Origin of the sequence: Flavobacterium lotistagni (assembly GCF_011392125.1) — a bacterium.
Classification (GTDB): Bacteria; Bacteroidota; Bacteroidia; order Flavobacteriales; family Flavobacteriaceae; genus Flavobacterium; species Flavobacterium lotistagni.
This window is the reverse complement of record NZ_JAAJBU010000012.1, coordinates 64,001-90,784: the sequence shown is the minus strand read 5'-3', so window position 1 is coordinate 90,784 and position 26,784 is coordinate 64,001. Positions and strand designations below refer to the sequence as shown.

The following is a 26,784-nucleotide window of genomic DNA, read 5'->3' as shown; positions in this document are numbered from 1 at the left end:
ACAAATCGTCAGGGTGGAAATAAAAAAAATCACTAACCGTCCACAATAGTTTCGGGTTAGTGAAATTTCAGCTTGGTTTAAGCTTAGGGATTATTTTATTACGTACACTTTCTTTACGATAGGTTTGCCATTAATCATCATCCGGATGAAGTAAAGACCTTGTGATAATGGTCCGGCGAGCGGAATTTCGTAATCGTATATACCAGCCGTTTGCTTAGCTGGTAGGTTGAGGTTCATGACTTTTTCACCCACTAAGTTGATCAATTCGGCACTCAAATCAGCATCTTGAACCAGCTTATAGTCTAGATGGATGCGGTTCTGATCAATGGTTGCATCTAAGGCATCTTTTGCCACTACGACCAAATCTTGATTATTGTTTTTTGCACTGTCTGTAGTTTTGGTAATCGTAAAATTATCGACTACCGAACCTGTCGAAGCCAAGTATTTACAAGAAAGAATATCGCCGTTCACATCAATCACCAAAGAACAGTTGTTGGTGTTGTTGTTGAAATACATTGCAGCCATCGGATAACCCGGCTGATTCACTACTTCGGGGTCTTGTCCAGAAGTACCGCAAACCGCATACACCGTTCCCTCATAAGGCGGCGACTTGACAAAGTTGTTGGTCTGCGTGCTCACTTTCATCGAATTGCTGAACGTTGTTGAATTGCCCAAATGGCCTTTCATCATATAACTTCTTTCGTTCACGTGCGAATGTCCGGCGAGTACCAAATCGACTTTATAGCTTTCTAGTAAAGGTACAATGTTCTGGCGTACTTGAATCAATTCTAACTCGGTGTCTGAATTGTGTGTGCCCAAAGTGTAGGGCGGATGATGCATATACACTACGGTCCAGCGTTGGGTATTGGCGGCCAAATCATTTTCAAGCCAAGTACGCATTGGGCTTCCAACAGTGTTTTCAGCACCATAAGTGTCTAACGAAATGAAATGGATGTTTGCATAATTATAAGAGTAGTACTTCGGTGAATTTGAAGCCACGCCACCACATTCGCCATTTTCTGGCAAAGAGAAAATCGAGAAATAAGGAAAATTGTTACTCATAGCTGCTGTGCTCAAATAGCCAACATCTGCATAGTCGTGATTGCCCATAGTAGGAAACAGTGGCATATTCTTGAATTGATCTGGATACTGCGCGAACACACGGCTTTGGAATTCTGGATCTTCGCCTTTGGTGTAGGCATCATCGCCAAGCCAAATCCATAAGTTGGTCGGGGTTGATCCGGTGTAATTCATATACGAATTTCTCACACTAAGTTGGTGGTCGGTTCCATTTCCGAAATCGCCGATGCCCCAAATTCTAACCGGTGTAATGGTTCCGGTTACTGGTGCTGTGATGAAATTGTTTTTGGTATCGCCTTGCAAAGTTTCGGTAGTGGTTCCGATGGTATAAAAATATTTTGTGCTTGGTGTAAGCCCTGAAATCGTAACGATATGATCGGTGACTAGCGCATTGTCTGTTACTACATTTCCGTATGCCAAAGTAGTTCCGAATTGTACGGCGCTGTTGCAGGCTACGTCGGTTCTCCAACGAATCGTAATGCTGTTGGAGTTGAGTTTTTGCAAATAAGCACCGCGAACCACTACCGGCGTCGATGTGCTGCTCGGTGCAGTAAGTTTAGCATTGAAACTCAAGTCTGAACTTGCAACCGATTGCTGATGCACTTCAACGGCTAACACATTTGTTCCAGTCACTAAAAGGGAAGGGTCTATCGAAGCGGTGAGCCAAGTATATTCATCAGAACCGCCTAAAGATTCAATAGCCAAAGTGTTGTATGTTATGGTTCCTGTGGGAAGATTGTTGCGGAAAACTTCCGTTCCGTTAAGGTAAACTACTATGCCGTCATCGCGCACCACGCCCAAAGACAATGCGCTAAATTCAGCCGGATTACTGATGTTGAATGATTTTCTGAAGTAAGTAGTTACATATTTATTAATGGCATCCGGGCCGTAGTTCACTATAGTAGTTTCGTCGCTATCTCCATAACCGAATTCCGCTGCAGCAGTTTTCCAGGCGGAATCATCAAATGTAATCGATTGCCAAACGGTATTCTGGTCGCTGCCGTTGTCAAGATATTTCCAAGTCGCATTTGGCGCAATTAAAGTATTCGCACCGGGCGCATTGGTCGTATAACCCAACACAGCACTATATGGACTGCTAGCGTTAGTACAATTGGTTTTTACTCTGAATTCATAACCGGTTGAGGCAATTAAACCTGAAATAGTTTTAGAGTTGCTGTTTGAGGTCGATATTATCCAAGCGTTGGCTCCGGCGAGTTGGTATTCTACAGTATAACTTGAAGCGCCACTAACGGCATCCCAAGAAAGCAGAATTGACGATGAACTATTGGTACTGATGCTCAAGTTGACAGGTGCATCACAACCTTGCTCAAGCGTTGAAAAAGTCGCCAATGCACTATAAGCACTCAGGAACGAGCAAACACTTTGCACTTGAAATTCATAATTGGTATTCGGTGTTAGGTTTGAAACTAAAATAGAGTTGTTGCTCGAAGTCAGTTGGTTCCAATTGCTAGAACCAGCTGCACGATATTGAATATTATAGCTCACTGCACCGCTCGCAGCCAACCAATTCAAGGTAGCTGAAGTCGATCCTGCGCTGGCATTCAAACCACTCGGGGTTTCGCATGTACCGGGAATGGTTCCGGATAATCTTCCGTTGAAACTAATGTCCGAACTATCATAAAACTGCTGATGGATTTCCACCGCAATCACGTTTTCGCCAGACAAAATTTGTGACGGACTAATCGTTACTGAATTCCAAGCTGTTTCTTCGCTAGCATTAGCTCCGACAGCAGCTGGAGTGTTGAACGCAATAACACCTGTAGGCATATTGTTGCGATAGATTTCTGTACCATTGAGATACACTACCGCACCATCATCGCGCACCAAATCAAAAGAAAAGGTTGAATAAGCCGCTGGATTATTGACTGTGAAAGTTTTTCTAAAATAAGTGGTTAAGTATTTGGCATTCGGATCAGTGCCATAGCTTACCACGGTGGTTTCGTCGCCGTCGCCGTAACCGAATTCAGCGTTAGCACTCGGCCATAAACTATCATCGAAATTGTTATTGGGCCAAGTTGTTCCTTGATCGGTTCCGTTGTCTAAATATTTCCAAGAACTGGAAGCCGGGAAAATAAAAGCTGTTCCAGAAGTTAAAGTAGTAAAAGTTACCAATTCACTAAAGTTGTTGTTCACAGTGCAGATGCCTTGTACTTGACATTCGTAATTGCTGGTTTCAGACAATCCGCTCAAGAAAACAGAATTTCCGTTGGCAATGATGCTGTTCCATGAAGCTGTTCCAGTTTTTCTGTATTGGACATTGTAACCATTGGCACCAGAAACTTCCTGCCAAGAAAGTGTTGCCGTAGCTGCTCCGATACTAGAAACAGACAATCCGCTTACCACTTCGCAAGTAGGTGTTGGCATCAATGTCCTGAAATTGAAAGACGCGCTGAAAGCACTCGTAATTATGCACAAAGCTTGTACTTGTACTTCATAATTGGTCGCTGATAATAAGTTATTTAGGTTTACGTTGGCCGATGTTACTGTAGTCATAATCCAATCTGTATTGCCATTAGGTCGGTATTGGACATTGTAACCCGTAGCACCTGTTACTGGCTGCCAAATCAAACTGGCGGTATTTGTTGTTTGGCTCTCAGAAGTCAATCCGGTCGGAACATCACAAGTGGGAACCGGGAGTGTGGTAAAATTGAATGCCGCGCTGTAAAGGCTGGTTGTGGCACAAACTGCTTGCACTTGAAATTCGTATTGGGTAGCGCCCGACAGGTTTTCAATAGCCATACTTGTATTGGTGGTGGTTGTATTGAACCAATCGTTGTTTCCAATCACTCGGTATTGCACATTATAGGAATTCACTCCAGAAACTGCTTGCCAAGACAGTTGCGCCGTATTCCAAGTAATGGTGTCGGCATTTAGAGCTGTTGGGGTTTCGCAAATGGGGAAAGTGCTGAAGTTTGCTAAAGCACTAAATTCACTATTGTAGCCGCAAACGGTTTGCACTTGAAATTCGTAGGTTGTGGCCGCAGCCAAATCAGTTAAAGATTTTGAATTGGTGGTTGATGAAGTGGTCTGCCAAGTTGTTGTTCCGGTTGGTCTGTATTGGATATTATAATTAACCGCATTCGATACGGCATTCCAGGTAACTGTTACAGAATTGCTACTCAAGTTACTGGAAGTCAATCCGGTTGGTGCGTTGCAAATGGCCAAAGTACTAAAGTTACCCGAAGCACTATAAGAACCTGTAAAAGCGCAAACGCCTTGTACTTGAAATTCATAAGCTGTCGCTGCGGTTAACCCTGTGATGGCTTTGCTGTTGGTGGCTGAAGTCGTCGTCGTCCAATTGGTGGTTCCGGTTCTGCGGTATCTGAGGTTATAACTTCCGCTGCCGACGAGCATATTCCACGAAAGTGTAGCGGCAGTAGTGGTAATGGTCGTTGCAGTCAAGCCCGAAGGCGTTCCGCAAGTTAATGACAAAGTACTAAAACCCATTGGCGTACTATAGTTTCCTGTAATAGCGCAAACCGCTTGCACCTGAAACTCATAAAAAGTTCCGCTAGACAAACTGCTTAACGATTTGGTCGTAGTAGTTGAGGTGGTATTGCTCCAAGTGGTGGTTCCGGTTTTTCTGTATTGAATTTTGTACGATGTGGCTCCTGAAACTGCAGCCCAAGACACCGAAGCGCCACTTAGTGAAGTTGAGTTTACAGTCAGTAAAGTGGGTGTGCCACAACTCAAAATTAAAGTATTGAAGGTTGCTGGTGTACTGTAAGCACTAGTAATCACACATACTGCTTGTACCTGAAATTCATAAGCCGAACTGTGAGTCAATCCGGTCAAGGCTTTACTTGTTGTGCTCGACGTGGTAGTGGTCCAAGCTGTCGTTCCCACGATTCTGTATTGGAGGTTATAACTAGTAGCTCCTGAAACCGCAGCCCAAGATATTGTGGCTGAAGTTCCGGTTATTGATGTTGCGCTCAAAGCAGTAGGTGTTCCGCAACTGTAGGCTAATGTTGAGAAATTAGCAATCGGGCTGTAGGCACTGTTAATCAAACAAACTGCCTGTACTTGGAAATCATAACCTGTAGCTGCGGTCAGTCCGGTTAAGGCTTTGCTTGCAGATGTTGAGGTGGTCGTTGTCCAAGTAGTGGTGCCCGTTTTTCTATATTGGATATTATAGCTAGTTGCTCCGGTAACGGCTGTCCAATTGAGTGTAGCCGTAGTGGGTGTAATATTCGAGCTACTCAAACCATCGGGAACATTGCAAGTCGGTACCAGTGTCGAAAAAGTAGCTGGTGCACTATAAGCGCCGCCAAGCAAACAAGTAGCTTTTACCTGAAATTCATAAGTACTGCTGTGTGTAAGACCTGTAATGGCTTTGCTGTTGGTGGTTGAGGTTACGGTTGTCCAAGAGGTAGTTCCTACCCGACGGTATTGAACGCTATAATTTAGGATGTTGGGCACCGATGCCCAATTCAAAGTGGCAGTAGTAGTAGTAACCGAAGTGGCGTTAAGTCCGATGGCAGTACCGCAAAGTCCGGTGGTCGCCTCAAGTTTTAAATTGAAACTAGCATCGATGTTACTGGCCGTGGCTTGATGAAGTTCTATTGCTAGCACATTGTTTCCAGCAACAAAAAGCGACGGATTGATCGTGTAATTGGTGTATGCTGTTTCATTGGTTCCGCTAATTTCAGCACTGGCCAGCGTATTGCTATTGATGGTTCCGGTAGGCATATTGCTGCGGGCCACTTCTACACCGTTGAGGTAAACCACCGCACCATCGTCGCGCAATAATTTCAAAGTAAAACCGGAATACAATCCGGGGTTGGCTACCGAGAAATTTTTCCTAAAATAAGTAGTAATCGGTTTTAAAGTACTGTTCAGTAGCGTTGCCTCACCGCCATCGCCATAACCCAATTCCGCATTGCCCGATAGCCAAGAAGTATCGTCAAATCCGGTTTCGCGCCAAGTTGAACCTTGGTTGCTACCATCATCGAGGTATTTCCACGAAGTGCTTTGGGCAATAATAGTGGTTTGGGAAAATGAATTAATCTGCCATAGCAATAGCACGGCGATGAAACACAGTTTTTTCATGCTTTGATAATTTAGTAAAGGCTTTGAATAATTTGGGGTTATTCAAAAACCGGTTTAAGCTTATTCGAAGACAAAGCAACTTAAGAAATCTGCTAGGGAGAAATTTTTTCGACAAAGTCCAGTAAAAACCGATTATCTATACAATTCTTAAGTTAATCTTAAGAAAATAGCTGATTCTTTTGGTTTAAAAAGCACCAGAAGAAGGAAGTCTTTATTTCTTTTTGATGGTATTTCCTTTCATGGTGTAATACCAAGCCAAACTCATTTGTTTGTTGTAGTCGTTTAAGAGTGGAGTGGCCGGCTGTTGTGATGCTTTCATTGTAGCCAATTCGATTTTTTCTACCGGTGCATCTTTCGGGATATAATACAAATCTGAAGCGGTCACGATTTTGCTGTACGACATGCTTTTCACTTTTTGCGCATCATACATCGAGGTGCCGAAACTATAATACTCAAAACCTTTAGGCGCCACCATTTCAATTAAAGTCGGCATGATGTCAATATGCGAACCCGGTGTTTTGTTGGCCGATATCGGAATGTTTTTGCCATACAAAATAAAACCGACCGAACTAGTTTCATACAAATTAGGTTTACTGTTTAAAAATCGCCTTCCGTAATGATCGCCGGTGAAACCATACACTGCGTCAGGGTATTTTTGGGTAGCTTTTTCCATGAACTTTCCTATTGCGTAATCGCCGTACCACAAATGGCCGAGTTCTTCCATGGTCATACTGCCATCGTAATATTTTTGCATGGCCGCGGGGAAATCTTTTTCGCTTTTATAAGGAAATCCTTTTTTATAAACCTCCACTGTATAAGGTGCATGATAACTCGAAGTTAAAATCACGTTGAACGAATATTGCTCCGGATTGGTTTTGGCTTGCACCAACTCAAAGAGCTTTTCATCTTCTACGCCCCAAGTGCCTGAATTGTTGTCGCCGCCCAAATCGGTTGCAGAGAAAAATCGGTCGGCGCCTTGATATTTAGTAAATTCAGCAATGTTCTGCCAACTGGCGAAACCACCGTAAAACATATTGGTTTGATAACCCAATTTCTTGAACTGCATGAACATCGAGGTCATAAAAGGCTCGTTGAGTTCGCCAATCTTGCTGATATTCACGCCCGTATAAGGCACATTCGTTACAATCGCGCCAAACGAATCAAAAGTAGCATAAGCAGCCGGTAAAAAATAACTAAAATGCGTTCCTTGGTTTTTAATCGCGCTGAGTTGGGGCGATAATCCCATCGGCGCATATTGGTCCATCAGCGGCCACGAATCATAGCTTTCCATAATGACCAAGAAAATCTGTTTGGGTTTTTCGTTGTTTGTTCCCGGAGCAGTTTTCTTCAAATAATCGCTCACTTGCGGCTTAGAAAAAATATTGAAAAATTCCGCCTCGCTCATATAAGGGTTTTTGCCCTCAAGGATATTGATCTCCTTGAAATCTTCAAGTGCATAAGCCAAAGAGCGATAAGGGTTGATAATAGTTTTGTTCAGAAAAGGATCTGTGGAAACCGCTGCCCATTTGCGCAAAGCCGGCACATCAGTCACCGAACCGCGGATGCTCATTACAAATAAAAGTAGCGAAGCCACAATCATTACAGTTCGATGCCCTTTGAATTGCAACTTTGATAGTTTCCGATAGATAAAATCCTTGGATTCAAAATACCGCAACACCAAAATCCCAGATATTATTACCACAACAAGAGCGAGCAAATTCCACCACGGATGAAAATCTTCCATCACCGTTTTCATCACTGCTTTCTGGTCGTCATACAAACCCAAAAACAAAAAGTTGTTGAACTGGCTGTGGTACTCTGCAAAGTAATTGATGGTCACCACGCAAATAAGCGTCGAGAATATCACGAACAAGTATTGGCAAACCTTGCGAACGGCGCGAATCAAGCCGAACTTTTCAAAGTACCAAAGCGACAACAACAGCAAAAAAGCCGGCACCATAAAATAGGAAACTGCCGTGCAATCGAAGCGGAAACCCATCAAAAAAGTCTTGAAGAATTCGCCCGCCGAAACCGGAAAAGTCAACTGTTTGTGAAAACTCAAGATGAAAATCACCCTAAACAGAAAGAAGAAAACAATGCCGAAACACCAGAAAAAAAACAAGTTGGCCAGTTCTTTCAGGGTTTTGTTCCATTTGCTGTCTGCCATTGTCAGTATATTGAGGTTGTTTTTTTAGCAAGGCGAAGGTAAGAAAAAGAAACCAACTCCGGCAGCGATTTCACTTGCCACCATGAGCAGATTTTCCCGATAAACTTCACAGGCCGTGTGATTGAAAGGGTATTTCGTCATTTCAACGATTTTAAATTCGTGGTTCGAACAGACTTCTTAAGTTTGGATTGAATTTAATGTTTCAACCTATACATGATGAAAAATATCCACAGCCCGATTTACCGATTGGATTATTTTGAAGGATATTCCAACGGACTCAATCCGCAGGTGCGTATCAACACCAAGCGCGACAACGACGCCTACACTACCGGGTTCAATCTGGGCCGGCTCGAGTTCGAAAGCATGAACGGTTCCTTGCGCAATGGCGTGCCGCAGCGTATTGTGAACACCAAAATTCTCGAAGACTTTCTGCTGGCGGGCATGCTGGGGCTGAGTATTGATACTGAAGGTTATACTTCGTTCCAACTGCATATTATTTTGCAATGGTACCAAAGCGGTATCGAACAATATGATCCGAACCAGAGCAGTTATTTAATCGAATTGCTCGAAGCCAACGGCATAGAAATGAGTTAAACACTTTCGGGGAAAAAGGGTTTCATTTCAAAGCAAAACCACGAATGCCTACAGTTAATTGGGTGTTCGTGGTTTTTTCTTTTTGTTTGGGCGTTTCCTTACAGGTCGGGCTTTCCGCTCCAATATTTTGCGTCGAACGCCGCCACAAAATGATTTCCGCTGCAATCCCTAACGCAACTTCCGAATCTCGAATCAGATTTGCTTAAAACAAGACAAGCATGTAAAACCCTCAATGGCTTAATTCCCGGTTTAGATTCTCTGGAGTCAATCCTACTTTACTCAGGATGTTCCATATGTCATCGGTGCTGTTCATTAACTCGAATAGTTTTTGTTTTCCGTAATGGTTGAGGGTTCTTTCACAAATTAAGGCGGCCGCCATATAAGGGATCGAGGTTTGACCATCAATATATTCGCGAGAATAAATATCAAAATAGTTACTAAGGTTCAACTTAGGATTTTTTTGCAAAAACGCTTTCATTTTCATTCGGTGCCACTCAAAATCGTGTTTACCGCTTCCGGCCAAATACATCGCAAGGCCTTCGTCTAAAAAGTTATTTTTGTTGGGAAACAGTTTTGAAGTATAAATATGAATGATCTCGTGGGTATATACCTCGGCATTATTTCCAGAGAAAATGATGTTTCCATGATCTGCCAAACCGCCTGTAGTATCAACGTACATTAGCGGATGATAATCAAAGCCTTTAATTTCAAACACCTCTTTCGGGTTCACACAAGAGAAGTATTTTATTTCAAGCTCTTGTGTATCGAAAAAATTGCAAATCCTATTGATTTCTAGTTTTTGTCTCTCCATCTCTTGATCATTAGGTGCTTTAGTAGGTGAAATTCTGTAACTGATTTTTCCCACTTTTCTTTTTTGCCATTGGTCATCAATTAAATTCAAGTAACGACTTAGAACAATTTTGTTGTTGCTTTTCGTTGCCACGATATTGTAAATTGCCTTTAACAGGTTTTCATTTTTTTCAGTATTGTGGCCAATATAAGCTACTTTCAGAATTTTGCAATTTTCATCGTTGGTGTCGATAATTTCCATTAAAGTCGGCTTGTAGAAATCCTGACCCAACTTGCTTTTTTCAATTCCGTAGAGATCCATATACGGTAAAACATATTTTTCAAAATCGGTTTTGAGCCAATATTGGTTCTCGGTTAAGTCATTGTTTTTGGTTTTCAGAAAGCCCTCCAAAGTGGCAATAATCTCCAGATTCAATGATTTGCTTTGGTCTATTATGGGCGAAACGGTCAGATGAAATGTGTTTTCAGTTTTTTCTTGTCCTAAACAAAAACCACACAAGAGCAGTAATAACCAGCAGGTGTTTTTCAATTTCATTGGATTTGGTTTTTCCAACAAAAATAAAGTTTAACCGAATGCTTCAAAAAAATAATCAGAGTTCAATCAAAAATAAAAAGAAGTCGAGGAAAAAGGGTTAGTTTTTCGTAATCGTAAAATCGTCCACCACCGCGCCAGTAGAAGCCAGTGATTTGCAAGTCAGCACATCGCCGTTAACGTCAATCACCAAGGAGCAGTTGTTGGTGTTGTTGTTGAAATACATCATTGGCATCGGATAACCCGGTTGGTTCACTACTTCAGGATTTTGCCCCGAAGTGCCACAAACCGCATACACCGTTCCCTCATAAGGCGGATTCTTTACAAAATTATTCGGCCCGCCGCCCACTTTCATCGATTCGTTGAAAGTCGTCGCTACGTCGTAATGCCCGTGAACCATATAGCTTCTTTCGTTCACATGCGAATGGCCGGCGAGCAGCAAGTCTACATGATAACTTTCCAGCAGCGGCACCAGAATCGTCCGCATATCGATCAGGGTGGTTTCGGTATCGCTGTTGTGCGTGCCGTAAGTGTATGGCGGATAATGCATGAACACTACAGTCCAGCGTTGGGTATTGGCTTGTAGGTCATTGATGAGCCAGTTGTGCATAGCGGTTCCCGGTGCATTCAATGTACCATAACTATCAATCGAGATGAAGTGAATGTTCGCATAGTTGAACGAATAGTATTTCGGAGAACCCGACGGCACACCACCGCATTCGCCATTTTCAGGCAAAGAAAAAATCGAAAAATACGGGTAGTTCGTACTTAAAGTGCTGGGTTTCTGGTAACCGGTTTCATTGTAATCGTGATTGCCCGGTGTGGTAAAAAGCGGCATACTCTTGAATTGGTCTTGGTATTGGTTGAAAGTTCGGTCTTGAAAATCAGTATCGGTTCCGGTAGTGTAGGCATTGTCGCCCAACCATAACCATAAATTGGTCGGCGTATTTCCGGTATATGCTGTGTAGGCATTTCGCACATTGAGTTGGCTGTTGGTTCCAGTGCCAAAATCACCAATGGCCCAGATGCGCACTGGCGTTGTACTTCCTTCAACTGGAGCGGTGATGAAATTGTTTTTTAAATCACCTTGCAAAGTTTGGGTTTCCGTTCCTATGGAATAGAAGTATTTGGTGCCAGGGGTGAGTCCGTTTAAAGTGATTTCGTGTTCGGTAGTGAAGGCTTCATCTGAAACATGGTTTCCGTAAGCGATGCTAGTACCAAATTGCACTTTACTATCACAAGCAATATCGGTCCGCCAACGAATAGTAATACTTTCTGAGGAAACTTTCTGCAAATACGCGCCACGGGTTACTACCGGAATCACTTCTGTACTTGGTGCGGTAATTCGGGCGTTGAAACTCATATCTGAACTGTCATAAGAAGCCTGATGCACTTCTGCCGTCAAGACGTTGGTTCCGGTCAAAAACATTGATGGGCTCAGAACTACATTATTCCAAGTCGTTTCTGCGCTACCACTGACCGAAGCATTCGCCGGCATATTATAATTGACATTGCCCGCCGGCATATTGCGGCGCATTACTTCGGTGCCGTTGAGGTAAACCACCACGCCATCGTCGAAAATAACACCCAAGGTCAATTCACTGTAGGCGTTCGGATTAATCACGTTAAAAGTTTTGCGGAAATAAGTCGTCAGGTGTTTGTGGTTCGCGTCTGGACCATAACTTACTACTGTAGTTTCGTCGCCGTCGCCATATCCAAATTCTGCTTTGCCGGAAAGCCAAGAACTATCGTCAAAATTGTTGTTGCGCCACGTTGTTCCGGCATCGCTGCCATTGTCTAAATATTTCCAAGTGGCGTTCGCAGGAAGAAATGTATCGGTGCCGCCGGGATAAGTCGTAAAATCCACGATGGTGCTGAAATCGCTGTTGTAAGAGCAAACCGCTTGCACCCTGAACTGATAATTTGTCGAAGGAATCAAGCCGGTAATCGCTTTAGTGTTGGTGCTGGAAGTTGTATTTACCCATGTGTTGCTTCCCGCCAATTGGTACTGAATATTATAGGCTGAAGCATCTACTACAGCATTCCAATTCAAATAAACTGTTGAGGCTGTATTAGAAACTACCGTTAAAGCTGTTGGCGCATGGCAAACCGGGTTGGTAGTGATGAAATTTGTGGTGTCGCTGAATCCGCCGGGCAAAGAACAAATCGCCATCACTTTAAATTCATAAGCCGTTTGCGGATTTAATCCAATGATGTTGATGGTAGTGGTGGTCGAAACGCCGGTATTCCATTCTTCGGTATCCACTTGACGGTATTGAACATTATAATTTTCGGCATCGGGCACGGCTTGCCAAGAAAGTTGTGCAGTCGTTCCGGTAACATTTGAAGTACTTAACCCAGTAGGAATAGCGCAACTCATGGCTACGGTCGAGAATTGACCTAAAGCACTAAAATCACCCGCGATGCTACACAAAGCTTGAACTTGGTATTCATAATCGGTATCAGGCACTAAACCACTGAGCAGTTTAGCGTTCGTATTTGTTGCGGTCGAAGTCCAAGTTGCTGTTCCTACAATTCGGTATTGAATATAATAACCCGTGGCTCCGGCAACAGCTTGCCAGTTTATTGTTGCTGAGGATGAATCGACTCCGGCCGTATTCAAATTATCGGGAATACCACAAGACGACGGAATGGTGCCTGAAAGTCGTCCGTTGAAAGTTAAATCAGAACTGGCTAGCGATTGCTGATGGATTTCCACGGCAATGACATTCGTTCCGACTAGTAAATTATTGGAGTCAATCAGAATACTGTACCATTGGGTCTCATCCGAACCACCGACAGAGTTCATTGCGAAAGTGTTGTAATTGATGGTTCCCTCCGGCAAATTGTTCCGAAAAATCTCGGTACCGTTGAGGTAAACCGCCACGCCATCATCGCGCATGACTTCAAAAAGCATTGCGCTATAAGCCGCCGGATTGCTCACCTGGAATGAGCGTCTGAAATAGGTCGTTACATATTTATTGTTCGCGTCTGGGCCGTAGTTTACCAAAGTGGTTTCATCGCCTTCACCATAACCGAACTTCGCATTTGCTGTAGGCCAACTGCTGTCGTTAAAATTGTTCTCGCGCCATGTGGTTCCTTGGTTGCTTCCGTTATCGAGGTATTTCCAAGCTGCACCCGCTGGAATGATAAAATTCGTACCCGAAGCCAATGTCATGAAATGCACTGGAGCACTCATTGCGCTGGGAATTAAGCAGGAAGCTTGCACCTGAAATTCATAAAGACTCGATTCTAACAAACCTGAAAGCGTTTTAGTGTTGCCGGTAAGGTTTTCCGTTGTCCATTGGCTAGTTCCTGTTCGGCGGTATTGCAGCGTATAATTGTTCGCGCCTTCTGTAGCCGCCCATGAAAGTGTTGCAGTTGAGGCTGTTACATTAGAAGCGGTCAAAGTGGTTGGCGTATCGCAATAAGCAATTTGCGTAGTGAAAAAGGTTCTGGCGCTAAAATTTCCCTGGTTACAAACCGGTTGGATTTCAAATTCGTATGAGGTAGCAGGCGATAGATTAGAAAGGTTTAATAATGGGTTGGTTGTAGCGGTAATGGTCCAAATTCCGGTCAATGCCGGACGATAACGTACTTGATAACCTGAGGCAGCGCTAATGGCGTCCCAAGAAATCGTTGCAGAAGTCGTGGTGATGTTGCTCGATAGAATTCCCGTTGGCGGTTCGCAATTCGAGAAAGGCACCGCATCGAGTTTGGCATTAAAGCTCAAATCTTCATCGTCAATTTTGAATTGATGCACTTCAATGGCCAGCAAATTTTCGCCCTCACGAAACAAATCTGGACTAATGTTGAATCCGAAGAAAGTGGCTTCATCACCGTTTTTGGTTTCTCTAGCAGCTATATCTGAGTAGGCAATGGGCTGGTTGTTGGGCATGTTGCTCCGCGCTACTTCCACGCCATTGAGATAAACTACCGCCGCATCATCGCGCAAAATACTCAGCCGAAACCACTGATAGGCAGCACCGTTAGTAATCTGAAACTTCTTTCTGAAATAAGTAGTTCGGTGTTTTATCTGACCCGAGCCGTGAGCAATCAACTCAATTTCATCGCCATCGCCAAAGCCAATCTCGCCAGAAGCTTCCTGCCAGTTGCTGTCGTCAAAGTTCAACGCGCGCCAAGCAACGGCTAAGTCATATTGGTCGTATTGGTATTTCCATGGGCTGTTGGGCGAAAACACCGGAACAGTTTGCCCGAAGAGGTTCCTAGCCAGCATGATAATGAAGATGCAGTAAATTTTTTTCATTGGTAATCTCACCAAAGAATTGGTTTTGTTTAGTGTTGCGAAAGTAGGATAGCAACAGCAAACACACAATTTAGTCCGATGAAAGCCAGAAATAAACGTTGACGGTTGTTGGCAATAGGCTTTAGGCTATATGCAGTAGGCTTTTTTTGTGGAATTAGCGGTGTTTGTGGCTGTAGGCTTTAGGCTGTAAGCAGTAGGCTATTTTTTGTGGAATTAGCTTATAGCTTACAGCTTATTGCTTATAGCTTTTTTGGTGGAATTAGCGGTGTTTGTGGCTGTAGGCTTTAGGCTGTAAGCAGTAGGCTTTTTTTTGTGGAATTAGCTTATAGCTTACAGCTTATTGCTTATAGCTTTTTTGGTGGAATTAGCGGTGTTTGTGGCTGTAGGCTTTAGGCTGTAAGCAGTAGGCTTTTTTTTGTGGAATTGACGGTGAAATTAGCTTACAGCATATAGCTTATAGCTTACAGCTTTTTGTTAGCGAATGTGCCTCTTAATAAGTTTGGATAAGCACGTCAGTTGGAATGTTTAATCTGTCATGTAACTGACGAATCATTTCAAGAGACAATTTTCTTTTCTTATTCAATATTTCACTTGCTCGACTTTTCAATCCAATAATACTTGCCAAATCAGTTTGGTTGTAACCTAACTGTTCCATTCGAAATTTAATTGCTTCAATTGGATCAGGCAAATCAATAGGAAAATGATCTTTTTCATATTGGTCAACCAAAATTCCAAGCACTTCAAGTTCGTCACCTTCTGGCGAACCTTTTTTTGCGTCAAAAATCTCTTCAAGTCTTTCGAGAGCTTGATTGTAATCTTTCTCTGTTTTTATTGGTTTAATTTCCATAGCTATTAAATTTCGTTTGCATTAATCTTGTCATATTCTGAATGTGTTCCAATAAATCGAATCCAAACCATTTGGTAATCATAATTTATCTTTACAATCAATCTGTAGTTGTTTCCTTTGATATTAAAAACAACTCTGTTGTCATTAAGAATACTAGCGCTTGGATACTCTTTTTTTATTTGATTTGGATTTTTCCATTCTGCATTGCTTGCTTCCTGAAACCAGGATTTTAATTGTTGTTCACAACCTGAATGTGTTTCCCAAAATTCTCTCAATATCTTTTTTGCAATTACTCTCAATACATAAATTTTTTGACGAATATAAATAAAAAGTTCCCAATACGGGAAATTAATTATGAATTTTTATTTTTGGTACGCGCTCTTTGGCATAATCGCTAACTTATTGCTGATAGCTCTTTTTTGTGTAATTAGCGGTGTTTATGGCAATAGGCAATAGGCTTTAGGCTGTAAGCAGTAGGCTTTTTTGTGGAATTGACGGTGTTTATGGCTTTAGGCTGTAAGCAGTAGTTTTTTTGTGGAATTGACGGTGAAATTAGCTTAAAGCCTACAGCTCTTCGTCGTGGAATTCAAAACCGACAACTCTAATTCTTCTTATACTTCAAAAAATGCATAATTTTCTGCAACTCCTCATCTGAAACTGCATTGGTAGTAAGCCTTTCGGTATGCTCGGGGTTTTTCACGCGCATGATGTAGAGTTCTAGTTGCTCTGGAGTGAATTTGGGATATTCGGTTTTGCGCTTCACTTTTTTGTTGTGGCATTCGGCGCAACTGACCGCGTAATAAGCTTCGCCTTCGGTAAAGAACTGAATGAATTGTTTTTGGTTTTTTTCGGTTAGTCCTTCAGGCAGGTTGTACTGGCCTTTTTTCTGTGCCTGAGCGGAAGTCAATCCAAGAAAAATTAGCAGTAGAATGAGTTTTATGGGTTTAGTAGCTTCCTCCAACTTTTCGGGTATTTAATTTTTTGATTTTTGATTTTGGCAATCCCACGGGCGGTTTTTCAAAAGTAATCTTTTCGTTGAGCGATTGTATAAAACGGATGAGTTGTTTTTTTTCAGCTAAGTTCAAATGCAAAGAATCTGCCGTAGCCGTTTGGTTGGGAACCGAGAGTTTATGGCCTGCACCGGCACCGCGATTGTAAAAATTAATCACTTCTTCAAGCGAATTAAAAACACCGTTGTGCATGTAAGGCTTGGTTTTTTCGGCATTTCTTAATGTGGTGGTTCTAAAGGCATGCAGTGTTTCAGTGGCTGGGTTGACTTCGTATCGGCCTTTGTCTTGGCTGATTGAAGTAAAAGTGGTATCCGACGGTACACCCAAAACCTCAAATTCATTTCCAATGTAAGGCGGTTTGATGCCACTAAAAGTCGGTACAAAATGACAAGTAGCGCATTGGGCTTTACTCATAAACAAATTAAAACCTTTGATGGCTTCTTCAGGGATTTCTTTTTTTGAACTCATGGCCTCGTCAAAGGGCGAATAGTATTGACTAAATTTGCTGTAATAAGCGGTTATTGCCGAATAGATGTGGTTCAATGAAACTTTTTGATTTGCAGGGGTATAGTTCGCGAATTTCTTAAAAGCTTTCTTGTAGGTCGGGCAACTCATAACCTTTTTGAGCATTTCGCCTTCAGAACTGCCCATTTCATGCGGATTGGTGGTTACAGTTTGCACTTGTTCTTGCAAGCTGAGCAATTTTCCATCGAGCATCATTAAGTGGTTGTAGGGCGCGTTGATGAGGCTCGGAGTGTTGCGAGGCAAAACTTTTGCCGGATTGAATTGCAAGGCGGTTTTAATTCGGGTATCGGTAAAATAATCTTCCGCTTTATGGCACGAGGCACAACTTCTTTCATTGTTGCCAGAGAGGATTGGATCGTAAAAAAGCAACTTGCCAATGCTGTCAATTTCTTTCAGGATGTTAGGGTCTTTGATGCGGTGATAAATGCCGTTGGGGTTTTGGGCTGTGAACAACGATTTGTCGAATATTGAGGGGTTGTTTATGTTCAAGCTATAGTCGAGCATATTTTTAGAAACTATCTGGTATTTAGCGATGTAAGTTTGGTTAATCGTGTAAAGCGGATTGACGTAATCACGGATAAAAACAAAATGGTTGAACTGGGTATAATCATCCGATGCATGCGCGACAAAGTTGATGGTTTGTCGGTATAAATCAAGGTACGCTGCAGTGAGTTTCTTATCCTCAAATGTGATATTGTAAGCGGTGTAGATTTCGTTTACATCAGACAGCATTTGTCGCAATTCGGGAATGATATTTTCGGAATTCGGATTTTCAAATCCGGTTGAATAAATCGAGGCTAAGTTTAATATAAACAATCGGTTACACAGAAAAAAAACATCGCTGCTTTTTAGATTTTCCAATATCGGTTGGGTGTTGTAAACCGAAATCGCCTCTGTAGCCATTTGGGTATAATTGAGCAGTATTTTTTTATCGACCGAATCTTCACCGAGATAGATTTCAGAAACGGTCAAACCGGCACCTTCGCGTTTGTAAGGTTTTTCAAATTTCTCGAATACTTCCGTTTCCCATTCAACCGGCAAAGGGCCATTAATTTTTCTGTAGGCGTTTGGTTCAAAATACCGCAGCCAAAAGTCGATTTTTTTCAGGTGGATGCGATTTTCTCTAATTTTTTTTAAGAGGGTTGTTTTCGATACACTGTCGAAGGAAGTCGTGTTTTCAATCAGGCTCAAAAGCTGGTTTTGCTGGGCGGTAAAAGTCGATAAATTCTGCGAATAAAAAAGCTCATACGGATTGGCTTGCTCATTCTTGAAAGAATAAGTCAACACCAGCATAAGAAAAACCAATATCGCAATGGATAGTTTTCGCATCTCGGAGTGTTTAGCTTCTCATTTGTAGCATTGCCAGCAAAGTAAATGAAAATCAAAGCAAAAATAACCACTTTAGGCAATCGTGTTTTCGTTTCAACTCAATCAACCAGAAATCTGCATCGTTTTGAACCTTGCTATAGCTCTATTTTGCTTAAAATTAATGCGGCAAGTTTTCAAATTAATTTCCTATTTTTGGGCCATAAAAAATTAGCTCATGGCGATTATTGCATTAGGAGAAAACACCATCCACACTTCGGGCGAATTGCCACAAGTGAACACAAAAGCACCCAATTTCGAGTTGGTAAAAACCGATTTGTCAACCGTTCAATTAACTGATTTTGCGGGAAGCAGACTTGTTTTGAATATTTTTCCGAGTATCGATACCGGAACTTGTGCTACTTCGGTCAGAAAATTCAATGAGAAAGCCAGTGGGCTTGACAATACCAAAGTGTTGTGTATTTCGCGCGATTTACCTTTTGCGCAAAATCGTTTCTGTGGTGCCGAAGGTCTGGAAAACGTGATCAACCTTTCGGATTTCAAAACGGGTCAATTCGGAAAAGATTACGGTTTGGAAATGACAGACGGAAAACTCGCCGGATTGCACTCTAGAGTGGTCATTGTTATCAACGAACAAGGCACAGTAACTTATACTGAGCAAGTGGCTAATATTGCGCAAGAACCAGATTATGACCGTGCTTTAGCCGCACTATAAAAACCCAAGATGGAATTTCAGAAAGACAATACTTTTATTACCGGAAGATTCAAAAGTGTAGGTTATGCCGTGAAAGGTGCCGTGAAATTACTCACTACCGAACACAGCGTGATGGTGCAATCTTCAGTAGGCGTTTTACTGATCATTGCAGGGTTTTATTTTCAGATTTCCATGACCGAATGGCTTTGTCAGACTTTAGTGGTCGGTTTAGTACTCAGCATAGAAGGATTGAATACCGCCGTGGAGAAAATCGCCGATTTCATTCATCCAAATTACCACGAGAAAATTGGTTTCATTAAAGATATTGCGGCCGGTTCGGTTTTTTTTGCAGCCATGACCGCCATTGCAGTTATCATGATGATTTATGTTCCTAAATTTATAGCCTAGCAATTATGGCCAAAACAGTCAAAACAGCAGTAGAACCCAAAGCGGAAGGCAAGACAGAATCCAAGAAATCTTGGAAATTTACCCGCCAGCACAAAATGCTCTTGGGCAGTGTTTTGGTTTTGTTTTCTATTGCGTTGCTCTTGGCCTTTATTTCATTTTTTATCTACGGTCACGAAGACCAAAGTACGCTTGGCACACTCACAGATCGTGCAGAGAAATCGCAGAATTGGCTCGGTAAATTTGGTGCCGTATTAGCTGATTTCTTTATTTTCAAAGGCTTTGGCGTAGCTTCGTTTTTATTTGTCAAGTTGTTTTTCTTAACCGGTTCATTCTTAGCGCTCGATATCTCACTCAAGAAACTCAAGAACATTTGGTTTTGGGATTTGTTTGCGATGGTGCTCATTTCGATTCTGTTTGGCTTTTTTGCGAATTCTTTGCCTGAATTGGGCGGCACTATTGGCTACGAAATGAACTTGTTCTCGCAAGATTATATCGGCCGCATCGGCACCTTGCTGGTTTTGGTTTTGGGAATTATCGTTTATCTGATTTTCAAAATCAATATTTCCCCTGAGGCCGTCAAGTCGTTTTTTGAGCGCAACAAAAAGCAAATCAACGACGAATTGGCTACGATGAATCCGCCGGTGGTTGAAAGTGCTTACAACCTTGAAGAATACGCCGTAAAAGAAGAAGACCAAGAGCCGATTCAAGAACCGGAACTCATCCGAGGCGAAACCGAACCGAGCGGCACTCAACCTGTTTCGCAGTTTGAAATCAACAAGGACGCTTTGAAGCCCACTATTGAGCATGCTTCGGAAATTATTCTAGAGCCGCAACTTAAACCCGAACCCATCAAGCCATCAACGGCTCCGGAGCCTGAAATCATCAAAACCGACGATGAGTCATTCGTGATCGAAAAAGCACCCGAAGAAGCTACAATCGACGAAAATCTAGCGGCTAAATTAGTGGCTGATTTCGGGCTGTTCGATCCAACACTCGAACTTTCCAACTACATGTTTCCAACCCTCGACATGCTCAAGGAATATTCCGGCGGCGGCATTACCATCAACCAAGCGGAACTAGAGGAAAACAAAAATAACATCGTCGAAACGCTGCGCAATTATAAAATCGAAATCGCGCAAATTAAAGCCACGGTCGGGCCATCGGTAACGCTTTACGAGATTGTTCCTGAAGCCGGTATTCGGATTTCGAAAATCAAGAGTCTAGAAGACGATATCGCATTGTCATTAGCCGCGCTCGGTATTCGTATCATCGCACCAATTCCGGGCAAAGGAACCATTGGTATCGAAGTGCCCAACAAAAATCCGACGATGGTTTCTATGAAAAGTGTCATTGGTTCGGCCAAGTTCCAAGAAGCCGAAATGGAGCTGCCCATTGCGTTGGGTAAAACCATTTCAAACGAAACTTTCGTAGTCGATTTGGCCAAAATGCCGCACTTGCTTATGGCTGGAGCTACCGGGCAAGGAAAATCCGTGGGTTTGAATGCAGTACTGACTTCGCTATTGTATAAGAAACATCCGGCTGAAGTAAAGTTCGTACTGGTCGACCCGAAAAAAGTCGAACTCACGCTATTCAATAAAATCGAACGCCATTATCTGGCGAAGTTGCCTGATTCGGGTGATGCGATTATTACCGATAACACGAAAGTCATCAACACGCTCAATTCGCTTTGCGTGGAAATGGACAACCGTTATTCGCTTTTGAAAGACGCCATGGTGCGCAACATCAAGGAATACAACGAGAAATTCAAGTCGCGCAAACTCAATCCGGAGAATGGACACCAGTTTTTGCCTTACATTGTTTTGGTGGTCGATGAGTTCGCCGATTTGATTATGACCGCTGGTAAAGAAGTTGAAACCCCGATTGCACGTTTGGCCCAGTTGGCTCGTGCCATTGGTATTCATTTGATTATTGCTACACAAAGACCGTCAGTGAATGTGATTACCGGAATTATTAAGGCAAATTTCCCAGCTAGAATTGCTTTCAGGGTAACCTCTAAAATCGATTCCAGAACCATCCTCGATACCCAAGGCGCCGATCAACTCATTGGTCGAGGCGATTTATTATACTCCAACGGGAACGATGTGATTCGCGTGCAGTGTGCTTTTGTTGATACGCCTGAAGTCGAGAAGATAACCGAATTTATTGGCGCGCAGAAAGCATACCCAGATGCTTATTTGTTGCCCGAATTTGTTGGAGATGGGGAAGGTGGCATCAATCTTGATATCGACATTTCTGAAAGGGATTCCCTCTTTCGCGAAGCCGCAGAGATTATCGTGACTGCACAACAAGGTTCCGCTTCTCTTTTACAAAGAAAATTAAAATTGGGCTACAATAGGGCCGGAAGGTTGATTGACCAACTCGAAGCCGCCGGTATTGTCGGGCCGTTTGAAGGAAGTAAAGCCCGAAATGTCAACATCACCGATCTAAACGCTTTGGATCAATTTTTTAACAACGAACAGAACAATGATTTTTAACATGAAAAGATTCACCCCAATCGTTTTTATTTTACTGCTCAGCCTCCACCTACAGGCGCAAGACAAAAAGGCCAAAGACTTACTCGATCAAGTGACGGCCAAAGTCAAAAGTTATCAGAATATTGTCATTGATTTTAAGTATTCGCTCAATAATTCCAAAGAAAACATCAACCAAGAAAGCAAAGGCAACGTGACCATGAAAGGCAATATGTATGTGCTGAATTTAATGGGCGTCACCAAATTGTTTGATGGTAAGAAGGTTTATACCATTAACCCAGAAGACGAAGAAATCACCATTTCTAAACTCAACGAGAAAGACGACAATGCCATTACGCCGTCTAAAATGCTCACCTTTTACAATACCGGATACAAATATACCTTAGACATTACCCAAAACGTCAAAGGCCGCCAAATCCAATATGTGAAACTTGTGCCTACCGGTGGTAAAGACCAGCGAAAAGAAATTCTGCTCGGTATTGATACCCAAACCAAAAACATCTACAATCTGATTGAAGTAGGGAAGAACGGTACCAAGACCACCTTGACAGTTAATTCTTTTAAAGTCAACCAACCGTTGTCTAAAAATCAGTTTGTCTTTGACGCGGCCAAGTATCCAAAATACTACATCAACAAGCTAGACTAAGCCCGTGAAAATCATTGACAGATACATCCTGAAATCGTTCATTACTACGTTCGCGACGGTATTTGTGATTTTGCTGCTTATTTTTATTCTGCAAACCGTTTGGTTGTTCATCTCCGAACTCGCGGGCCGAGACCTTGATTTTATCATGATTGTCAAGTTCTTGCTTTTTAAAATGCCCAGTTTGGTGCCTTTAGTGTTGCCTTTATCTGTTTTGCTGGCTTCTATCATGACCTTTGGCGATTTGGCCGAGAATTATGAGTTTGCCGCGATGAAGTCGGCCGGAATTTCGTTGCAACGCATCATGCGCGGGCTGATGATTTTTATTGTATTTCTGAGTTTTGCCGCTTTTTTCTTTGCCAACAATGTGATTCCATATGCCGAATATAAGTTCATCAACTTCCGCAAGAACATCGCCCAGCTCAAACCCGCGATGGCCATAGCAGAAGGGCAATTCAGCGACGTCGGGACTTACAACATCAAAGTAGAAAAGAAATCAGGTCCCAACGGAAATTTCCTCACCGGAGTGACCATCCACAAAAAAGTCAATAATTACGATGGCAGCAAGAATGTGATTAAGGCCAAAACAGGCGAATTGGTCAGCAACGAAAGTTCGAATATTCTCAAACTGGTGCTCAAAGACGGGTATTATTACGAAGATATTGTACCTAAAAAGTACGAAGAGCGCCGTAAAATTCCTTTTGCCAAAAGTTCGTTCAAGCAGTACATTATCAACATCGACCTGAGCAAACTTAATCCGGTAGACGAAGACCAAGATCAGGTCAAAGACACCGACCGAATGCTTAACGTGAGTGAACTGCTTTATACCTTAGATTCGCTCAACAGCAATTACCGAAAAGACATTATATCCATTGCCGACAATACCTACCTCAGAATGGGTATGATTGGCAATCAAACCGCGCCGGTCAAAGGAAATGAAAAGTTGCTGGATGGGTTTACCCCTGCGGAAAAAGCCAATATTTTGCGTACTGCAGCCGGAAATGTCATGAGTAATAATTTCTCCATCGACAGTTATAAAAATGAAATTTTTGCTAAAGTTGAAACCATCAACGAGCACTGGATTGCGGTCTATGAAAAGTTTGTGATAGCTTTTGCTTGTTTGTTGATGTTCTTTATCGGCGCACCACTCGGGGCTATCATTCGCAAAGGTGGTTTAGGGCTTCCTATTGTGTTTGCAGTTACAATTTTTATCATCTTTCATTTTGTGAATACTTTCGGGAAAAAAGTCGCGCAAGAAAACGGAATTACACCTTTTATGGGTTGCTGGCTTTCTAGCTTTATTTTATTGCCATTAGCTATATTGCTTACTTATAGAGCCACGAACGACATCAGTTTGATTAATATGGATACGATATTGACACCAGTACAGCAATTTTTTAAACGATGGCTACCGGCTAAAAAATAATTTTCAATCATGGAAAAAATCAAACTCAACACGATTGAGGAAGCAATAGAAGACATCCGTCAAGGCAAAGTAATTATAGTAGTCGACGACGAAGATCGCGAAAACGAAGGCGATTTTCTAGCCGCTGCCGATATGGTCACGCCTGATATGATTAACTTTATGGCCACACACGGACGCGGCTTAATTTGTGTGCCACTAACCGAAAACCGTTGTAAAGAACTCGGCCTACACGCGATGGTGAGCAACAACACCGACCCGATGGAAACGGCTTTCACAGTTTCGGTTGATTTGCGCGGCAATGGCGTTACTACAGGAATATCCGCTTCAGACCGCGCCAAAACCATTCTCGCGCTCACAGACCCAAATACCAAACCGCATGAATTGGCCCGCCCGGGGCATATTTTTCCGCTGATTGCCAAACAAGGCGGCGTGCTCAGAAGAACCGGACACACCGAAGCGGCCATTGATTTTGCACGTTTGGCCGGTTTTAAATCTGCTGGAGTCATTGTCGAAATCATGAACGAAGATGGCACGATGGCGCGTTTGCCAGAGCTTATGGAAGTAGCCAAAAAGTTTGATTTGAAACTGGTTTCAATTGAAGATTTGGTAGCCTACAGAATGCAGCACGACAGTTTAATTGTCAAGAAAGAAGACTTCGACGTAGAAACCCGCTTTGGCAAATTCAGGCTCAGAGCGTATCAACAAACCACTAACAAACAAGTCCACATTGCTCTTACCAAAGGCACTTGGAATATGGGCGAGGCGATTCTAACAAGAATTAATTCTACCTTAGTCAACAACGATATTTTAGGCACACTCACCAACAACGCCGACAAAAAGCTCGACGATATGTTCCAGCTCATCAATGATGAAGGCAAAGGCGCGATTTTGTTTATCAATCAGGAATTGCAGACTACCAATTTATTGAACCGCATTTCTGAACTCAAAACCCTGCAAGGGCAAGGCATTTTCAAAGCGCCGCAAATCAAAATGGATATCAAGGATTTTGGGATTGGTGCGCAGATTCTGCATGATATTGACATTTCTAAAATTCGTTTGGTATCGAATGCGGAACATGCCAAAAGAGTGGGGATGATAGGTTATGGGTTGGAGATTACGGAGTATGTAGCGTATTGATTTAGAATCGCATTAAATGAAAAACCGCAGCAAAGCTGCGGTTTTTTTTGAACTGATGATGCCTTCGGAGTGGGTTGGGGGTTATGGGGTTTTTTTGGATGAGATGTGTAGTGTTTCTTCTTCTTCTTCTTTTGTCTTGATACAAACCGACGTTTGGAGGTTCAGCGAATACCTATGAAAAATATTAACCAATGAGCTAAACCGACGTCAGGAGGTTCACCGAACTCTTATAAAAAATACTATCCAGTGAGGTAAAAGAAGCAAAAAATCAAGGCTGGCATAAAATTAAGCTAAAAACTAAATTGAAAAACTAAGCCAGCTTAACGGTTATTTCTTCTTTTGTCTTGATACAAAAGAAGCAAAAAATCAAGGCTGCATAAAACCGCGCTAAAAATTAAAACTAAAAGCTAAGCCAGCTAAACTCGCCTGGCGGCTCAAACAGTACCTGGCTCTTAACGCTTTTAGTTTTAATTTTCTTAACGCCCGGTTTTATGAAGGCCGAGGCTGAGCTGGGTTGGGCTTTGGTGGCTCGCCTGGCGGCTCAAACAGAATAATGCTTGTTTTCACTTTGGTTTTCTTAACGCCCGCTTTTATGAAGGCCGGTGCGGAGCTGGATTGGGCATTCGTGGTTCGCCTGACGGCTCAAACAGAATCTGGCTCTTAACGCTTTTCAATTTAGTTTTCTTAACGCTCAATTTTATGAAGGCCGGGGCGGAGCTAGGTTGGGCATTCGTGGTTTGCCTGACGGCTTAAACAGAATAGTGCTCTTAACGCTTTTAGTTTTAATTTTCGTAACGCCCGGTTTTATGAAGGCCGGGGCGGAGCAGAGTTGGGCTTTGGTGGTTCGCCTAGCGGCTTAAACGTTTTTTTTTTTAACGCTTTCGATTTTAGTTTTCTTAACGTTCTGTTTTACGAAGGCCGAAAAGCGTTTTCCAAAAACTATCTGTCATCGTTGACTTCGTCGTCTTGCTCGTCTTCGGTAATGTCGTGGGTGAAGAATTCTTCTACTTCTTTTTTGTCTTTTCGGTTGCGGGCTACTAGGGCAACGATTAGTGCGATGGCGCCAACGATGACAAATCCGATTATTTTCCAGTTGATTTGCATAACGGTTGTTTCTTATAAAGTTACGAAGAAATTGAAAACTTGCGTTGGGGTGGAGGTTATATTTTGGTTATTTAGTTTGTTGAAAATATCTTACTTTTTGTCTTGATACAAAAAGTAACAAAAAAATCAAGGCTGCATAAAACCGCGCTAAAAATTAAAACTAAAAGCTAAGCCAGCTAAACTCGCCTGGCGGCTCAAACAGTACCTGGCTCTTAACGCTTTTAGTTTTAATTTTCTTAACGCCCGGTTTTATGAAGGCCGAGGCTGAGCTGGGTTGGGCTTTGGTGGCTCGCCTGACGGCTTAAACAGAATAGTGCTTGTTTTCACTTTGGTTTTCTTAACGCTCAATTTTATGAAGGCCGGGGCGGAGCTGGGTTGGGCTTTGGTGGTTCGCCTGACGGCTTAAACAGAATAGGGCTCTTAACGCTTTTAGTTTTAATTTTCGTAATGCCCGGTTTTTATGAAGGCCGGGGCTGGGCTGGATTGGACTGGAGGGGTTTGTTGCAATTTTTGAATTGATTTTGAAATTGCAACAACTGTTGTTGCAATTTTTTTTTGATGTTGAAAATTGCAACAGTTTTTGTTGCAAAATTTTTTGGGGTTTGAAAATTGCAACAGGGTTTGTGTTGGGGGCAAACAGTAACTGTTATTT

General features: G+C 42.5%; 17 protein-coding genes. 8 read left to right on the top strand and 9 right to left on the bottom strand.

Features of this window, described 5'->3' with window-relative positions; all coding sequences use genetic code 11:
- Positions 1-90: 90 nt before the first annotated feature.
- Entirely contained in the window at positions 91-6,150 is a 6,060-nt protein-coding gene (locus tag G4D82_RS12620; RefSeq protein WP_166337654.1) for a fibronectin type III domain-containing protein, read from the bottom strand.
- 211 nt (positions 6,151-6,361) lie between these two features.
- Positions 6,362-8,317: an LTA synthase family protein gene (locus G4D82_RS12615; RefSeq protein WP_166337653.1), complete on the bottom strand. Its 1,956-nt coding sequence runs from the start codon at positions 8,315-8,317 to the stop codon at positions 6,362-6,364.
- 213 nt (positions 8,318-8,530) lie between these two features.
- On the opposite strand from G4D82_RS12615, the gene G4D82_RS12610 reads away from it, so the two are divergent.
- On the top strand, positions 8,531-8,911 hold the full coding sequence (locus G4D82_RS12610; protein WP_166337652.1) for a hypothetical protein: 381 nt from the start codon (positions 8,531-8,533) through the stop codon (positions 8,909-8,911).
- 229 nt (positions 8,912-9,140) lie between these two features.
- On the opposite strand, the gene G4D82_RS12605 is transcribed toward G4D82_RS12610, so the two are convergent.
- From G4D82_RS12605 to G4D82_RS12580, 6 genes are all read right to left on the bottom strand, one after another.
- The gene (locus G4D82_RS12605) at positions 9,141-10,256 is read right to left on the bottom strand and encodes a hypothetical protein (protein WP_166337651.1); all 1,116 of its coding nucleotides are present in this window, start codon (positions 10,254-10,256) and stop codon (positions 9,141-9,143) included.
- Positions 10,257-10,353: 97 nt separating this feature from the next.
- Positions 10,354-14,520, bottom strand: coding sequence for a fibronectin type III domain-containing protein (locus G4D82_RS12600; protein ID WP_166337650.1), 4,167 nt, complete (start codon positions 14,518-14,520; stop codon positions 10,354-10,356).
- 490 nt (positions 14,521-15,010) lie between these two features.
- A complete protein-coding gene (locus tag G4D82_RS12595; RefSeq protein ID WP_166337649.1) occupies positions 15,011-15,367 on the bottom strand; it encodes a helix-turn-helix domain-containing protein in 357 nt (118 codons plus the stop codon).
- A gap of 5 nt (positions 15,368-15,372) precedes the next feature.
- Positions 15,373-15,666 carry a type II toxin-antitoxin system HigB family toxin gene (locus G4D82_RS12590; RefSeq protein ID WP_166337648.1) on the bottom strand — a complete coding sequence of 98 codons (294 nt, stop codon included), beginning with the start codon at positions 15,664-15,666 and terminating at the stop codon, positions 15,373-15,375.
- Positions 15,667-15,968: 302 nt separating this feature from the next.
- The gene (locus G4D82_RS12585) at positions 15,969-16,328 is read right to left on the bottom strand and encodes a hypothetical protein (protein ID WP_166337647.1); all 360 of its coding nucleotides are present in this window, start codon (positions 16,326-16,328) and stop codon (positions 15,969-15,971) included.
- Positions 16,312-18,231, bottom strand: a complete 1,920-nt coding sequence (locus tag G4D82_RS12580; protein ID WP_166337646.1) for a cytochrome-c peroxidase — start codon at positions 18,229-18,231, stop codon at positions 16,312-16,314. The genes G4D82_RS12585 and G4D82_RS12580 overlap by 17 nt, the downstream gene beginning before the upstream one ends.
- A gap of 214 nt (positions 18,232-18,445) precedes the next feature.
- Between G4D82_RS12580 and tpx the strand changes: the two genes are divergently transcribed.
- From tpx to G4D82_RS12545, 7 genes are read left to right on the top strand one after another with little or no spacing between them, the layout of a single operon-like run.
- Complete coding sequence (tpx, locus tag G4D82_RS12575; RefSeq protein WP_166337645.1) at positions 18,446-18,943, top strand: thiol peroxidase; 498 nt, start codon at positions 18,446-18,448, stop codon at positions 18,941-18,943.
- A gap of 9 nt (positions 18,944-18,952) precedes the next feature.
- Positions 18,953-19,330 (top strand): diacylglycerol kinase, encoded by a 378-nt coding sequence (locus G4D82_RS12570; RefSeq protein ID WP_166337644.1) that lies wholly within the window; start codon positions 18,953-18,955, stop codon positions 19,328-19,330.
- 5 nt (positions 19,331-19,335) lie between these two features.
- Positions 19,336-21,825 (top strand): DNA translocase FtsK, encoded by a 2,490-nt coding sequence (locus tag G4D82_RS12565; protein WP_166337643.1) that lies wholly within the window; start codon positions 19,336-19,338, stop codon positions 21,823-21,825.
- A gap of 1 nt (position 21,826) precedes the next feature.
- The gene (locus G4D82_RS12560) at positions 21,827-22,468 is read left to right on the top strand and encodes a LolA family protein (protein ID WP_166337642.1); all 642 of its coding nucleotides are present in this window, start codon (positions 21,827-21,829) and stop codon (positions 22,466-22,468) included.
- 4 nt (positions 22,469-22,472) lie between these two features.
- Positions 22,473-23,891, top strand: coding sequence for an LptF/LptG family permease (locus tag G4D82_RS12555; protein WP_166337641.1), 1,419 nt, complete (start codon positions 22,473-22,475; stop codon positions 23,889-23,891).
- A gap of 9 nt (positions 23,892-23,900) precedes the next feature.
- Positions 23,901-25,028, top strand: coding sequence for a 3,4-dihydroxy-2-butanone-4-phosphate synthase (ribB, locus tag G4D82_RS12550; protein ID WP_166337640.1), 1,128 nt, complete (start codon positions 23,901-23,903; stop codon positions 25,026-25,028).
- 16 nt (positions 25,029-25,044) lie between these two features.
- A complete protein-coding gene (locus G4D82_RS12545) occupies positions 25,045-25,206 on the top strand; it encodes a hypothetical protein (protein ID WP_166337639.1) in 162 nt (53 codons plus the stop codon).
- Between the two features lie 761 nt (positions 25,207-25,967).
- Here the strand turns inward: G4D82_RS12545 and G4D82_RS12540 are convergent.
- Entirely contained in the window at positions 25,968-26,132 is a 165-nt protein-coding gene (locus G4D82_RS12540) for a hypothetical protein (protein ID WP_166337638.1), read from the bottom strand.
- Positions 26,133-26,784 lie beyond the last annotated feature (652 nt).